Below are 15,834 nucleotides of genomic sequence, written 5' to 3'. Positions count from 1 at the left end.
GCATTTCACCATGTCAATTATCCCCTGTTCATTCCTGTTTCGGCATTCGATTGCGCTGCCGCAGATCCAGGACATTCCCCACAAGCGGGGACGATTGTTGAACCTCCCGGATACCGCTCTGCTCCCTGATCTGACGTATGAGAAGTCAAAAAAATGGGGGCAACTCAAAGTTGCCTGGAATTCAGACGGCCTGGCTATCAGCCTGCAGGTGACTCAAAAAAAACATCCGGTCACACCTTCAGAGAAGCTTGAGATCTGGCTCGATACGCGTGACACCAAAACCATTCATCGCGCCAGTCGTTACTGTCTCTCTTTTGAATTTCAACCTGCGGGTCCTGCAGGAAAGCCGGTTTGCCTGCAACAGACTATTCATCGGGCACAGGATGATGCACCTCGATGTGATCTGAAAAAGATTGGTCTCTGGTCAAAAACCAGTAAAACAGGCTACGAGCTGGATGTCTGGCTGCCAGCTGCGGAACTCTATGGTTTCGATCCCGCATCTTATCCTCAGACAGGATTTTATTACAAAATCACAGACTCTGAACTGGGAGAACAGTTCATGATTGTGGATCACGAATTCCCATTCGCTCAGGATCCAAGTCTGTGGGCCACTCTGCGGTTTGAGCAATAAAAAAACCGTGAGAAACGCCAGTCGTTCCTCACGGTAAATGATTCTGCAAAAGTAGCTGTTTTTATGATCGTTTTTTAGGCAATGCAGCTGCGTAAAGCATTGTGACGGCACCAATCGACATCAGGCTGAATGCAGCCCAGTCAGGAGGATTTAATTCTTCCTGCTGCTCATCATTCAATGTTGTCATTCCCAGGAAACCACGAAATTCTGGTTCGCGTACTGGTTCCGGTTCTTCTTCCACGGTGACTTTGTGGGTAAGAACCATCTTGTCGACAAATAAGAATGAAGTACCAGTCAGTAAGACGAATAAACCGGCAGCAAAAAATGAAGAGCGAAACATGCGATGTCCCTGTCCTGTCGCTTACATCGATTGTTTTTTCGCTTGCTCCTCCTGAGCGTAAGCCCTTGTCTCAAAGTATCTTCCTGAAGTCACTTCAGGGCTGTGAATGCGAATCGACGACGAAAATGAATGTTTTAGCCCGCTATAACAAGACACGAAATCCATAGCGGGATCTAATCCTTCTTATCGGTACAAAGTATAAAACTCTTGATTTTACAGGCAGATTTTACTGCTTATGTTAATTTCTCGTGTCGGATTATAACGGTCAGAGGGAATAACCGAACGAACTGTACAGACATCTTGAACTGGAACCACCCTGCTATGACACCCATTCAGAGCGCGACTCGCTAAAATTCATATCGGTGCCGGCTGGAGTTTTGGATGTACAGTCGCTAAATTAGCTCTTTCGTTGAGGAAATCACCTGTATTATCACGTTGAAAAGTACAAATGAGGAAATGACAGTGGAAGCTCGGATTACATTACTACCTGGCGATGGAATTGGCCCCGAAATCGTAGAACAGGCCAAACGGGTTCTCGAGACAGTTGCACAGAAATACGAGCATCAGTTTGAGACCCCCTCCTGCCCGATGGGAGGCAATGCCATTGATGAATTTGGCGACCCGCTTCCTGCAGAAACCTTGGAGACCTGCAAAGCATCCGATGCGATTCTGCTGGGTGCAGTTGGTGGTCCCAAATGGGATGATCCTTCCGCAAAAACTCGTCCCGAAGCGGGGCTCCTCAAAATTCGGAAAGAGCTGGGACTGTTTGCCAATCTGCGTCCCATTAAACCTTACAGTGAGCTGCTCGATGCTTCGCCGTTAAAGCGGGAAATCATCGAAGGGACCGATATCCTGTTCTTCCGCGAATTGACCGGCGGGATTTACTTCGGTGAATCAGGCAGAATGGAACATCCTGATGGCGAAAAAGCCTTCAGCGTCATGACCTACACCACGAAAGAGATTGCCCGCATTGTGCGACTGGCTGCGGAAGCGGCCCGCAATCGACGCGGTAAGCTGACGTCGGTTGATAAAGCCAATGTGCTGGAAGTTTCTCGTCTCTGGCGACAGGTCGCCGCTGATGTCGTCAAAAATGAATTCCCCGATATCGAATACGAGGTTGTTCTCGTCGATGCAATGGCGATGCATTTAATCTCCCGCCCCTCTGACTTCGATGTCGTTGTCACCGGAAACATGTTTGGTGATATTCTGACGGACGAAGGTTCAATGCTGCCGGGATCACTGGGGCTGCTCCCCTCTGCTTCACTGGGATCGGATGGCCCTGGACTGTATGAACCCATTCATGGTTCTGCACCTGATATCGCAGGGAAAGGAATTGCCAATCCGCTGGCGACGATTCTGGCAACAGCCATGCTGCTCAGACATTCTTTGAATCTGGAAGCGGAAGCGACTGCTGTCGAAGAAGCCGTTGCCCGGGTGCTGGCAGCAGGACATCGCACGGCCGACATCGCTGCGGGCGGTAAGAGCATTTCAACCACAGAAATGGGAGACTTTGTGATTCAGGAACTCTCTGCCTGAAAAGAAATCACAGATTGCATATAAAAAAGGGGTGGAGAACGAGTTTGTTCTCCACCCCTTTTGTTTTGAATCAGCTGATCGTAAGACGCAATTTAAACGTCACATAGGACGACAGCCTGCTGTAAGCCTTCGTAAGGATCACGGGTGGGAATGAATTCCTGTCCGACGTAGCCTTTGTAACCGATCTCCTGTAGAGCCTGCATGATCGGAGGATAGTTGATTTCCTGCTTCTGATCGAGTTCACCCCGTCCCGGATTCCCGGCTGTGTGGACATGGCCGATGTAATCTTTGTGCTCGCGGATACGACGGATCACGTCTCCATCCATAATTTGCACATGATAGATGTCAAACAGGAGTTTCATCCGATCAGAGCCGACCTGCTTGATGATATCAATACAGTACTCCGTATGGTCGCCCTGATAGCCGGGATGACCTTTCATCGGATGACTGCTGTCACGGGAATTGAGCATTTCCAGACAGAGATTCACATTATTCTTCTCGGCATAACCGATGATCTTTTTAAAGCCGTTGACACAGTTTTTTGCTCCTGTCTCATCGTCGATGCCGTCACGCATGCCTGTGAACGTGATCACATTCTTGACGCCTCCGGCAGCACATTCATCGATCCGCTTACGTAAAATCTCGATGCATTCATCCCAGTGGTCTGGATTGTTAAAGCCGACTTTAAATCCATGGCTGGATGCGATCGCACAGGTTAAGCCATACTTTTTCAGAGTATCCCAGTTCTCTGCGGGAGTCAGTTCGACACTTTTGATTCCCAACTGGCTGGCAACCTGTGCGGTTTTTTCAATATCCCAGTACTTTTTGAAACACCAGTGTACGACAGACTGATTGATATTTCCCTTCAGTGGCTGAGGTGTCGTCTGTTGTTTTTCACCAGCTGCTCCCTGTTGTAAGTCCAGGCCTAATGCGGAAGCTGCTAATATGCTGGATGATTGTAAAAGCCTTCTTCGACTTAGTTTAGATTCCATTATGACTCCATTGTTTTGCGCCAATTCAATGTCCCTGTTTACTGGGAAGCCAGGAAAACCAGACGTTCATTAATGAGAATGTGTGATCCTACAATACCGGCTGATAGAAACAAAGTAAACAGGATAATGATCGCTTCAAAGACTTCCGGTCCCCCGCCGCCACCACTCATCGCGATCATACTCATGAAAAAGAAGAAGAACATATTACCAACCCACATCAGGACGAATGCCAGTGGTAATGCTCCCCATTTAATATACGTCGATAACAGTGCTGTCAGATGCCAGAAAAACAGAACTTCGATACAGGTCAGCCAGAAACTGGGTTCTGCGAGCACCAAACCCAGATCCTGCCTCATTTCGTTGATTCCCAACAGTCCGCCAATCAGCAGATAAGAGAACGCAGGTACAATCGCCAGCATGGAACCAAATACTTTGGCATAGGCGATTTGTGCCATCGACTGCGGTAGCATCGCAGTCGAAACCAGGGTTTTCCACTGAACTTCCACATGAAAAATACGGGACGAAATCAGACTGACTTCAATCATCACCACAATCAGCATGGTCCAGAACATGGTCAGTCCCATTTCTCGCAGTGAATAACTCCGGGAAGTAATATTGATATAAGTACACAATGAAATCAGAGCGCCTCCATAGCAGACAAATTTGATGACCGCCATTCCCAGTCCGCCATTCACAAAATAAAAATCCTTCCATGCCAATGCCTGTATCCAGGCACGTCCCGGTGAAAACATCCGGTTCCGTTTTTTAGAGATCAGCCCGCGTCCCGGATCCGTAGAGACTTCGGTCAGCGCAAATCGACTAAAAAACAGACTGGCCAATAGAAAGAATACCAGTCCCGCAATCAGGTTGGTCCAGAACTGGAAGCCCCAGGCGCTTTCACTAAACCCGGATGTCAGAATTTCACTGAGTTGTCTTAAAACAGAGGATTCGTAGCACTTCTCAACGAAAGCTTCCGTTCCCCGTGCAATCAATGAGTTGGAGGCAATCCATCTCGCAGAAACGGCACCATCAACACACCATCCCAGTAAGACGGGCCCCAGAAAATACAGAACCAGGGAAATGAGAACCAGGGTCGAAGCAGTTCGTGACCGCGCACTGACTACCGAACAGACCAGTCCCAGGTTGGCTAATCCAATCAGAAATGCTGCCAGGGTTGCATATGTCGCGAGTACCTGTGAGAAAGTGACTCCCCCCAGCGTGATTGCCAGCAGCGTAAAGGGAAACTGGATTGAGAGCAGGATCAGAGCAGAAACCAGTCGCGGCAGAGACTTTCCCAATAACAGCGAAATGGGATTCACCCCCGCCATTAACAGCAACCCGATCGTCTGTTCTTCTTTTTCTTCTGTGATGGCAGTGGCAAAAAAACTGACACCTGCCATCAGGATAAATACAAAATTCAGATAGATGATGTTGGAAAATAAAGAGAGTCCGGCAGCACCTATAAATCGACTGCTGGAATGGGCCATCATCAGACAGAACAGAATCAGAATGGCAAACAGAAAACGAAACAAATGGGTACGCATCAATCGAAAGTCGACACATAATGCACGGTTAAATAAAGCAAACGTTCCCCGTAACATTATCGCACTCCCTGCTCGGTCAGATCCAGAAATGCCTGATTCAGGTGTTTCTTGTCACGCTGGAAGGATTCGATTGTTCCATTGAGTGCAATGATTTTCGACAAAATCTTTCCCGTGTCTGTGATCGTGGAATCGAACATAATACGTAATTCACGCACTTTTTCAGTAGGTTCGACTTTCAATATCCCCGGTTCCGTGAGCAATGAATCAATTAATCCTTCGACTTCTGCTTCCAGCATGACTTTGTATATCGGATGTTCCTGTTCGTGGGTCAGTAACCCATCCATGGACCCGCTGTATTTAATCAGTCCACGGTCGATAATCGTGACACTGTCACATAATTCGGCCAGTTCACTCAGGATATGGGAACTGATGAAAATCGTTTTCCCCATCCGCTTCAGTTCCTGCAGAATTTCCATCAATTCAATTCGTGCGCGGGGATCCAGGCCGGATGCCGGTTCGTCCAGCAAAAGCAGATCGGGATCGTTGACCAGCACACGTGCCAGGCTGACGCGCTGCTGCATCCCGCGAGACAACCCACTGATCAGCGAATCTTTGCGGCCGTCCATATCTGTCAGAGTCAATACATCATTAATCACCTGATTCCGTTGCTCGAGCCCCAGGCCGTAAGCTGCTCCAAAAAAGTCGAGGTACTCAAATACGGTCATCTGCCGGTAGGTACTGAAATGGTCGGGCATGAATCCGATGCGTTTTCGGATCTCTTTTACAGCCGAACGGACATCATGCCCGAAGACCTCCACCTTACCTCCCTGCGGACGTAGCAGCGTGCAGATGATCTTCAAAGTAGTCGTCTTCCCAGCCCCATTCGGGCCGACAAAACCATGCAGGGATTGAGGTTGAACCTGGAAACTGATGCCCTGTAATGCACGATGTCCTTTGAAGGAATGCGATACATTCTGAATATCGATTACAGGTTGATTATTGATCGGTTGATTCATTATTTTCAGCAATCTGTTTCTCAGGTAAAGCAAAATCATAGACGAACAGGATGCGCCCCTGCTGGTCTCCCTGTACATCGGTCTTAAGCTTAAATTCGTCGGGGATATCACAGTAATAGAATAACTTGAAACGGGACTGGTGGCCCCGATAATTAACGACCTGCTCTTCCGTTTTCAGATCTAATGAATTGATAACAAGCGGCTCGAAAATTTTACTGTAAACTTCAGAGATCTTTTTGTTTTCTTTTTCGTATGCGTAGAACGTAGTCTGACCGAAACTATCAGTCAGTTTGGTTCTCCAGGCAGCTACAGGAATGACTCCCCCCTGGTTGAGTTTGAAAATGGATCGGTTGTTCTCTTTGTTCTGCGTGGCCAAATACAGTTTTTCGCGAAACAGAATCTGAATCCGTGAGTTCTCAGTCGGTAATCCTGGCTCAAATTCAAGCGTAAGGTCTTCGAGATTTGCATCGAGATTGAGTTTGTAGTCGAGAATCTTGCATTCCGGTTTAGGGTAAGGAACTTTGACCCGATACAGAAACGGGCGACTGGTAAATGCCGGGACGTCAGCCTGGAATTTACCATCAATACCATTTGCAATAATACCGTTTACACGTTCTGTATCCTGAGCCGTCGTGAAGATGGAGCCTTCTCCGGTCGATTCAAATTCATATACTCCGCCATCTGTTACAAAGGAGTTTATCCAGCAGGTGGTATCGAAATAGTTTCCCGGTAAAGGCTTTGCAACGAGTAAGCTGTTGATAGTCGTTTTTTCGCCGTAACCCCGTTTGCCGATACTCCAGAAAATGGTGCTGAAACAGACCACGGTAAACAGAATGAACAGGAGCGAATTACGGTAGCGCGAACTTTTCTGTCGTTTATTGAACAGGAAACAACCGGGGAAAATCATAAACAGGTAAAGCATCGACATCAGATAAATAAGAGGCCAGTTATGATCCGGGTGTGTCAGTTCCGACAGTTCATGTAATAGCTTGTAGTTGATATCGCCATAGCGATAACGGCTGTATTGATCGGCGACGGTTACATTTTCATTGGCTTCAGGAGTGAGTTCATGAATGTTTTTGGCTTCCTGATCATGAATTGTTTTAACGGCTACGGTGAGTACACCCTCAGTCATTTGCGACATTTTCAATGAATGACGAATCACCAGTCCCTCACCAATTCGGAAAGAGTCTAACGGTGAATTTAATTCAACCATGCTGGTTGTGAAGACAAGGTTCTCGCCTGTCGAGCCATCGGGCAACAGATGAACGACTCCCCCCTGGTAAAGCCAGTCCATAAAAGAAGTCTTACGAGCCGCATCCCAACGGGGAACGTGGGCGATGATCATTTCATCCAGTGAGTCTGTTGCAGTAACGTATGGCGGAAATAATTCTTCCGGAAACTGTTTGAAATGCCCGACTTTCTGAGTGAGTGCATTAGAACTGCTCAATATGACTCGTGATCGCGGAACGTTAAGCTCCGAGTTGGAATCCATATTCTGCTCGGCCCTGGTCAGTTTCTGACCATAGACATAGTGCGGTCCCCAGTTCAGAGACCATTCACCCTGATGGGAATCGATAATATAAGGATAGTACTGAACCCACTGTGAACTGAATGGCGCCAGAAAGACTTTACGGATCAGGGGCACGCCGACTTTACTTCCACCATATTGCAGCTGGTTTAGCGCAACTGGTCCGTCAAATGCGTCAGGCGTGTTATTGCGAAGCAGAATCGACACGGGGATACATTCACCGTCAGTTTGTTGATTCGTAAACCCCCAGACAACTTCCTCAATATCAATCGCAAAGACTGAACCAGGCAGAAACATGATCAGAAACGCGCCTGCCATGAAACGCAGGGTGAACCATGGGAGAAGATTATACGGGATCATTCTGGTGTAATGCTTCATGTCTCAGAGCTCAATTGTGATGAGTGATCAAAGGAGATGCCCTCGATCGAATCATAACCGGGACGATAGTAGTTGCTGTTATCATAACCCAGGCGCCCCAGATTTTCATCAATATGATTACGGCAGAGTGTTCGAAACAATAAAAGGCAGCCACCATAAATGACAGTATTGGCGATGAGGGGAGCCCACGCCGTTCCAAAGTCATGAAACTCAGCGACTTCATTCATCACGAGATAGGAAGCCGGCCCCAGAAAAAGACCGTAAAGAATAGAATCCTCCTTCAGATTGGGAATCAGAATAAACAGAGGGAAAGCGAGGATAAACGGCAGCAGGCACCAGACAAGAATACTTGCCAGTGCGGTCAGAATGGCCTTGGTCTGTGACTTGATTTTCATACCAATCCAGCAGAACAGGTAGACCAGCATAGGCAGATAAATTGCCAGGGTCAGCAGCGAACCGACTAAATAGGGAAGCCACTGCGATTCATATTCTCTTCCCCGACCCATCTGGGCATTCTCCCATTTCCACCAGCCTTCAAACAGGATAATGGTTAACAGTGGAACCATTAAAACCCGGCATAATCGTTTGACACCGGAAATCTTCTGGTCCATTAATTCACTTCCCGATATGGGCGTCGTCAGTAAAACGTCAAGCGTTTCGTGAGATCGTTCACCGGCGATCAGGCTGGTGGCGGAGACAGCCAGGAACAGCACTGCGATTCCCCAGATCAGCCACAGGAGCACGACTGCTCCCGGTACGACAGGCACCGGATTACTGGTTGCAATAATCATGCATAAAAACAGAATCGGGACTTCCAGAAAAACCAGGATGCGAAACAGATAACGGAATGTTCCCAGGGATTTTTTCGACGTTTCGCGCCAGGCAATGGGTTTACTTTCCGGCAGACTGGAATTGTCGTTTACCAGCACGATTCCACGGGTCACTCGATTATTATTGATATAGGAAAACAGACCATCCAGTTTTTTGAAAACATTCAGGAGCATGTTGTTTGCAGGTAAAAAAGCGCGGCGTACCAGAAAGTAATGCGCAAACATCAAAAACACAAAAGTGCTCATTATGATGGGGATCGTGAAGACGAATGTTCTCAAGACAGAAGTCCATCCTGAACTCCAGGCGAATCGGTCAAACCAGTAGGGCGCAAAAAACAAAAAGTTAACAATCTCACTTGAGCGATTTCCGCGAGGAAATAATTCTCCCACGTACGGTATACGCTGCATCACATCAACGACCAGATTGAGAGCATCCCGGTAAAACAGCAGATTCAATTCATGAGCGATGGGAAGTCCAAACAACAATAAAAATCCAAGGAGATACGTTGCAATGAAGGCTGCAACCGTTGTCCGGAAATAGCTGGAACATAAGACTCCCAGAGCCGCAATCTGGAACATGGCCAGCAGCAGCAACCAGAGGCCGTTGATAAACATCGCGGGAGAGACGCCTCCCAGCGAATAAGCAAACGCCAGAATCGGGAGTCCCAGCATCAGAAACGAGAGCATGGAGATCAGTCGTCCCAGATACTTTTCCAGAATGATGGTGGAAGGACTTAAGCGAGTAATCAGCAGTAATCCCAGGCTGTTCCGCTCTTTTTCCTGTGTAATCACGCCGCAAGTGATGGCCGGCAGCAGAAGATAGATGGCAACAAATTGCAGATAGACCATTGCCTGAAAGATATCGCGTCCCCGCCCCAGCATCGAAAGTGGATTCGTCATGAGCGGCGCGAGATTATCGATATAAATAAAACCCACGAATCCCAGGAACAGCAGCGCATAAATCGTGCGGATAATGTAGGTGCGACGGCGGTTGGCCATCTCGATCAGCTCTTTGGAGAGCAGTGGAAGTCCGAGTTGGTGAATTTTCTGTTTCACGCCGTCTTCCCTTCCGTCAGTTTCATAAAGACCGTTTCCATATCCATGGCTTCTGCCTGAAACATGCGGATTTTGGCACCGGTCGCAGCCAGTTTCGCATGTAAATCTTCCACCGCGAGCTGATCTTCCTGAAGTTGAATCGCAATCCGGTCTGCCTGCACGGTGACAGATTTGACTCCTTCGAATGCTTCTATTTTCTGACAGATCCCATTCATTTCACCAACGATCTGCACATGAATCACGCGGCTGAGTTCCAGACGTTTGTAGATATGATTTAGAGATCCCTGTGTCACGAACTGACCAGCTTCAATGATACCGATGCTGGTACACAGCTGTGATAACTCATGCAGAATGTGGCTGGAAATGATGATGGTTTTCCCCATTTCCTTGAGAGCGACCAGCAGTTCGCGTACCTCAATTCGGGCGCGCGGGTCAAGCCCACTGGCTGGTTCATCCAGTAACAGGAGGTCAGGATCGTGTAATAAGACACGCGCCAGCGCCAGGCGTTGTTTCATGCCGCGGGAAAGTGAGTCGACCGGTGCGTCGATTTTTTCCGTCAGATCGGTCAGTTCCAGCACATCGTTGACAATCGCCTTTCTGCGATTACGGTTGATACGATAAGCGGCGGCAAAAAAATGCAGGTATTCCCGGGCAGTCAGATCTTCATAAACACCAAAAAAGTCCGGCATGTAGCCGATCATTTCTCTAATCAGGTGCGGTGCTTTCTTGACTGAGATTCCGTTAATCTTGACTGCATCGCATTCATACTCCCGTTGCAGTGTTGCCAGGACTTTAATTGTAGATGATTTCCCAGCCCCGTTCGGACCAATGAAACCAAAGACTTCTCCTTTCGGTATGGAAAAAGAAATACCTTTGACGGCTTCATAGTTTCCATAGCGGACCCAGAGATTTTTGACTTCCACCATTGCAGGTTGCGTGCTCATAGAATTTGTAACGTTCTAACTGGAGAATGGGTAATACTCTTAAAAGTCTGACACAATGAATTGCCGATAAATCGTATCCTGCTCGTTTCCCGGAACATAAACGATGACCAGCCATTGACGGGGATCGGTCGAGTCCAGAATACTCAAGTCTTCATAATTCGTTCCGCCTGCCGGGGACGTTTGGGAGACAATCTGAAAGAGCCCCTGTTGCTGCCGGACACACAGGTCATCCATAAAACAGACTTGTTCCTGGGATTGAACCTGATACTGGGTATGAGGTCGGTGGATCATCGTTAACAATGCTGTCACCCCACCGGCATGCAGCGGATTTGCCATCAGGGACTGTTTCAGATAGTAAGTAAACCGTTTTGGTTTCCCGTCGGATGTACCCTTATAAATCAGGAGGACGGCATCTTCGCCGAATGCCGCTTTTACCCGATTTATGAGCTTTCCACGACTGGCTTCCGAATTCAGTTGATCAGCAGTGATTGCGGACCAGTTGAATTCAGGTAATTCTTTTTGCGGGTAATTGTTGACAATCCGGTTCAACTGAGGCGTCCATTGCGGCATGTTTTGATAGACCGAATACTGTGTCGGAATGGAACCTTGGTAGAAGGGAGCCCCCACCAGTTCCGGAGTGGCATTCTGCTGAGTATTGTAACTGTTAAAGCCTCTGCCTGGTTCCGATTGCTTGAGCGGACTGAACAGCCCCGACTTGAGGCTGGTTTCAATTGTCTGGTAGGAACTCGTAAAGAGCAGTTCAATCTCATTCTCCCTGACAGGCATTCCTTGACTGTCCAGATCGAGAATCGACAGCGTTTTACGTTCATGCGAAGACTGCATATAATAATCGGAGATGACAAAAGCAAATAAGGCGACGCAAATTGATATGACAGGGAATGTGATCCAGGTGAACCGTCGTATTTTAAAGTATCCCAGCAGGAAATACTCACCAGGACCAATCATCAGTACATATCCCAGCAATATGATACCGATCACCCAGGTAGGGACAATCTGTAATTCCGCCGGCATCAGATCACTGATTAACATGCCTCCCGTATAGATGGGCCGATAAGTCATACTGAGCACGTCTGAAATGGCATACGCACTGTAGCTTCGATAGTTCTCCTTCTTTTCCCGCTCGAAGTATTCCTGGATCAGCTTTTCTTCATCCCAGTGATGCTCTTGATCGTAAAAGTCCTTTTGTGACTGTCTCAGTTTCCATAAAAAAAACGGAATCTGCGCACGTTCATCTGCAGTGAGCGAATTATTTTCCAGTGCCTGCTGGCGCAGGATAACAGTCCGTCCCCACCCCGTGCGGACTAATAGAACCTGATTCTCTTCGGAAAAGTCAATTTGACCTTTAGAATTCATTAACAGAGGAGAACCGTCATCGCCTTTCCTCAGGCTGTTGAGAAATTCCAGTTGATTGCTTCCCGTTGACTCTCCGGTGAGCACACATAAGCTGCCACCGGAACGGACCCACTGCAAAATGGCTTTCATGTGACGCGATTCCATATCCTCCAGACCGCGGGCCGTGATCACAAGAATGTCATACTGATGACAGTCGACAGGAAGTTTTGGATAATCCTCCGGCTGCAGGTGTATCGAAGTGGTTTTCAGATTCAGTTTCAAAGGTTGAGCAAAGTACTCACGCTGATTTGCAAAGTATGCCGGGACTTTGTACTTTTTGACATCGAACTTTACCGGTTCTTTGGGGCTGATCGCTTCAAATTTCAATTGATCCAGAAACGTTTTCAGAGCTGGCGGTATATTTCCGACAAAGGGATCACAGACTCCCACTGCCAGCGTTCTCTGATACAGTCGCCCGACTTTCAGAGTATATGGATCTTTGAAATCATAACGAGCGTCTGATGTGATAAAACTGAGGCGTAATTTCACTTCGGAAAAGGGATTGTCTACCTTCATCGAAGGCAGCATCATGGGGACTTCATGGTATCCCGAATGCAATGCGACATCATGAGACCGAAATTGTCCAAACGGTTCATTTCCATCATAGGCTGTGATCAGAAAATGCCCTTCCAGCAGCCCGGGAGTGGAGACTGAGCATTGCCAGACCAGTGAAAGCGGTCCATTCCCTTTAGGGAACTGTGTTATCTGATGAATATCAACTGTGATCGGGTTCGACTGCGCGATGGCCAGGTGTGTTGTCAGAACACAGGATAACCAGACCACTTGCAGGACTTTCCAGTTCATATTTTTCCAACCTGTTTCTATAAATCCTGTTTACGACATGGTTCCTGAAGGTCGTTTCTGGAAATACCACCACTCACCTAACAGCAGCAGAAATGCAATAAAGGCGAACTCCCCCCAGAGCGGCTTGTCACTGTCGATCTGCGTTTGAGTTGCTGTCACAGGCACTTCACTGAATTGAATTTCTTCTACGGAAACGAGAGAAGTCTCTAAAGGGTTTAAAAGACTTACGCTGATTTTGGCATTATCTGCTCCCGCTCCGTTGATGGTATATTGGCCGGTGTGCAACGCGGCAACTCCAGTGATTCGCCCATTCGGGTCACTTTCAGCACGCAATTCATTCCCGGCTGGTGTTTGAATCTCGTACTGCTTTTCCGGCTGAAATTCCAGCGGAGGCAGAATGGGAGTCGCCGGAGCCTGGGCCTCGGAAATCCCCGCTTCCTGTAATGTCAGCTGTATTAAATTTGAAACCATAATCGGAAAACCAACGCGATATGGCAGCGTGGAACGATCGGTATTGAACAGAAAATAGAATTCCAGTTCGCCAGCATTTCGCTTCTGTAATAACAGGGGGCCGAGCCGCCCGTGAATAAGGACTTCGTACCCCAGCTCTTCCAGATCTTCAACGCTGGCTTTCTCTACCCAGACCGGTTGCTGCGAAATCTGCACATCAGCCAGTTCGACGTGGCGTAATAAGGATGAACTGCGATTCCAGTCGACCACATCGGTCAGATTACTCTCCAGAGAAATCAGTTTTGTTAAATCCTCGGGGACAAATCCAACCCCCAGTTTTACCAGCGCGGGTTTGTTGAGATCTTTTTCCGAGCTACCGATAATCAGGTCATATTCCAGGGGAGCCGTCGGGCTCTTGTCCTGTGGATAGAGTATCAGTTCCGGATTGTCCGCCAGGGCATAACGATAACTGGCTAATTCGGGGTCAATATAGACCAGTAAAGATCTGGATTGCGGTATGGTGAGAAATGCACGATTGTCTGAAGTCAGACTGTCTTTTGAGCCTGGTTTTAAAATCGCTTCCAGTTTGGATTCTTTATCGGCTGCGATCGAAAATTCCAGTCTCTGGGAATCACCACTCCCCAATACGATCTCTTCCTCAGCGACACTGGTTCCGTCCTGAATCAGCTCGACCTTAGCAGGACTGTCCGCCTGTTTGGAATTCTCAATCCGAATAAAGACATCCCAGTTACCTGCCTGATTTTTGCGTGCATTGAAGGACGTGATTCCCATATTGGCCCCTGCTGTCGGGAGCAACTGAAAGTTCAGTTCAAAGGGGAGTTCAAAATTCACTTCACGGGGAAAATTTCCGTCGGAGTAAAACAGGACCGTTTTAATGGGGGCAGTGCGCGACAAAGCCTGTGTCATTCGCAGTGCATCTTCCAGTTGGCTCGGGACGTCATCGACGGTCAAGTCAGCAAGGGCTTTCCTCAAAACACGCTGGTTGTCAGTAAAAGCTGTTAAACGACGGGCTGTTGAGCTGACCGCGACCAGTGAGAACTGCTGGTCAGGCAACATATTGTCGATCAGGTCAGTCACACGCTCTTTTGCCAGATCCAGCCGAGTCTTTCCGGTGTCTGGATCTGTCGCAGCCATACTTGCCGAGCAGTCGATTAAAATCGGCAGATATTCTGCACGCTCTGCACCGCTTTGAATGTAAGGCTGCATTAATGACAAAACCAGAAACAGTAATAGTAAGATCTGCAGCAGCAGCAGGATGCTGCGCTTGAACTTCTGAAATGGTGAATTCACCCGGCGATCGTTGATGACCTGACTCCAGAGGGCCAGCGAAGGCACACGCTGATGTGGTCGTTTTAATTTGAGGAAATAAAAGATAATCAGTGGTATCAGCAAAAGCAGGAACCAGGCCCCCTGGAGAGCGTAAAAGCCAGGCCAGAAATTCATATGACCCATCCTTTCCGTCTCAACTGATCAAACATGACATATTCCAGATTATCGCCACTGTTGACCATCAGGAACTTACCAGAGCGCTGACGGCACAGGGTTGCCAGATGCTCTTCCAGCATGCAGCGATGTTCATGGTACAGACCTAACAGGTCACCGGCTGAAGAAATATCGAGGGTCTGACCACTTTCACTGTCCACGAGGCGCAGATCGCCGTTGATTTCCGGATTTACCTCAGAAGGTGCCAGAATCTGCACGCCAAATATTTCCAGTCCGGAACTGTAAAGCAGATTCATCGGACGTTGCAAATCACCAAAAGATTCAAAATCCGACAGCAGAATGGCGATGCCGCGACCGCGATGCGACCTGAGCACATCATCGACAGCACTCTCAATGGGTGAATCGCCGCCTGGTTCCAGCTGACTCAGAAAATCAAACAGTCGTTTCATACTGCCACGACCGGTTGTCGGCAGAAACTGCTGGGGACGTCCTCCCCTGTTATGGCAGACATAGGCACTCACTTTTTCAAAATTGAGCAGCCCCATCACACCAAACGCAGCAGCCAGTTGTTGACAACGCAGAAATTTATCTTCGTAATCCATGGATGATGATGCATCCAGAATTAAAACGACGTGCATTTCTTCTTCGTGCTGATACTGTTTCATGAAAGGACGATTCAGACGGGAGAAGATGTTCCAGTCAATATAGCGGACATCATCGCCGGGAACGTAATTACGGTAATCGGAAAATTCCGTACTCGTCCCCCCTTTGCCTGAAAGGTGTTCGCCACGACTGCGATTGGTCAGTCTGCGCGTGGGATTTAAGCGCATCCGTTCCAGCATCGATAACGTTTTGTTATCAAATAAAGTCGTGAACTGAGTGAGTGGAGATCCCTGCGACACCTG

At 48.1% G+C, this 15,834-nt stretch carries 12 protein-coding genes; 2 read left to right on the top strand and 10 right to left on the bottom strand.

Annotated features, from left to right (window positions below; all coding sequences use genetic code 11):
* Positions 1–10: 10 nt before the first annotated feature.
* Positions 11–631 (top strand): hypothetical protein, encoded by a 621-nt coding sequence (locus ACN0YN_RS03050; RefSeq protein ID WP_417383506.1) that lies wholly within the window; start codon positions 11–13, stop codon positions 629–631.
* A 61-nt stretch (positions 632–692) separates the two neighbouring features.
* Here ACN0YN_RS03050 and ACN0YN_RS03045 read toward each other — a convergent pair whose 3' ends face one another.
* On the bottom strand, positions 693–971 hold the full coding sequence (locus tag ACN0YN_RS03045) for a hypothetical protein (protein ID WP_417383505.1): 279 nt from the start codon (positions 969–971) through the stop codon (positions 693–695).
* A 462-nt stretch (positions 972–1,433) separates the two neighbouring features.
* Between ACN0YN_RS03045 and leuB the strand changes: the two genes are divergently transcribed.
* The gene (gene leuB / locus ACN0YN_RS03040; protein WP_417383504.1) at positions 1,434–2,507 is read left to right on the top strand and encodes a 3-isopropylmalate dehydrogenase; all 1,074 of its coding nucleotides are present in this window, start codon (positions 1,434–1,436) and stop codon (positions 2,505–2,507) included.
* Between the two features lie 92 nt (positions 2,508–2,599).
* On the opposite strand, the gene ACN0YN_RS03035 is transcribed toward leuB, so the two are convergent.
* From ACN0YN_RS03035 to ACN0YN_RS02995, 9 genes are read right to left on the bottom strand one after another with little or no spacing between them, the layout of a single operon-like run.
* A complete protein-coding gene (locus ACN0YN_RS03035; protein WP_417383503.1) occupies positions 2,600–3,499 on the bottom strand; it encodes a hydroxypyruvate isomerase family protein in 900 nt (299 codons plus the stop codon).
* Between the two features lie 38 nt (positions 3,500–3,537).
* Positions 3,538–5,100 carry an ABC transporter permease gene (locus tag ACN0YN_RS03030; RefSeq protein WP_417383502.1) on the bottom strand — a complete coding sequence of 521 codons (1,563 nt, stop codon included), beginning with the start codon at positions 5,098–5,100 and terminating at the stop codon, positions 3,538–3,540.
* Positions 5,100–6,059 carry an ABC transporter ATP-binding protein gene (locus ACN0YN_RS03025; protein WP_417383501.1) on the bottom strand — a complete coding sequence of 320 codons (960 nt, stop codon included), beginning with the start codon at positions 6,057–6,059 and terminating at the stop codon, positions 5,100–5,102. The genes ACN0YN_RS03030 and ACN0YN_RS03025 overlap by 1 nt, the downstream gene beginning before the upstream one ends.
* Complete coding sequence (locus tag ACN0YN_RS03020; protein WP_417383500.1) at positions 6,040–7,908, bottom strand: hypothetical protein; 1,869 nt, start codon at positions 7,906–7,908, stop codon at positions 6,040–6,042. Before ACN0YN_RS03020 ends, ACN0YN_RS03025 begins: the two co-directional genes overlap by 20 nt.
* A 56-nt stretch (positions 7,909–7,964) precedes the next feature.
* Positions 7,965–9,854, bottom strand: a complete 1,890-nt coding sequence (locus ACN0YN_RS03015; RefSeq protein WP_417383499.1) for an ABC transporter permease — start codon at positions 9,852–9,854, stop codon at positions 7,965–7,967.
* Positions 9,851–10,798 (bottom strand): ABC transporter ATP-binding protein, encoded by a 948-nt coding sequence (locus ACN0YN_RS03010; RefSeq protein ID WP_417383498.1) that lies wholly within the window; start codon positions 10,796–10,798, stop codon positions 9,851–9,853. The genes ACN0YN_RS03015 and ACN0YN_RS03010 overlap by 4 nt, the downstream gene beginning before the upstream one ends.
* A 39-nt stretch (positions 10,799–10,837) precedes the next feature.
* Positions 10,838–13,015 (bottom strand): hypothetical protein, encoded by a 2,178-nt coding sequence (locus ACN0YN_RS03005; protein WP_417383497.1) that lies wholly within the window; start codon positions 13,013–13,015, stop codon positions 10,838–10,840.
* A 30-nt stretch (positions 13,016–13,045) separates the two neighbouring features.
* Positions 13,046–14,929, bottom strand: a complete 1,884-nt coding sequence (locus ACN0YN_RS03000) for a vWA domain-containing protein (RefSeq protein ID WP_417383496.1) — start codon at positions 14,927–14,929, stop codon at positions 13,046–13,048.
* Complete coding sequence (locus ACN0YN_RS02995; RefSeq protein ID WP_417383495.1) at positions 14,926–15,831, bottom strand: DUF58 domain-containing protein; 906 nt, start codon at positions 15,829–15,831, stop codon at positions 14,926–14,928. The genes ACN0YN_RS03000 and ACN0YN_RS02995 overlap by 4 nt, the downstream gene beginning before the upstream one ends.
* Positions 15,832–15,834 lie beyond the last annotated feature (3 nt).

The organism is Gimesia sp., assembly GCF_048260065.1.
Classification (GTDB): Bacteria; Planctomycetota; Planctomycetia; order Planctomycetales; family Planctomycetaceae; genus Gimesia.
Note: the sequence above shows the minus strand (reverse complement) of the source record. Positions and strands in the feature narration are given on the sequence as shown.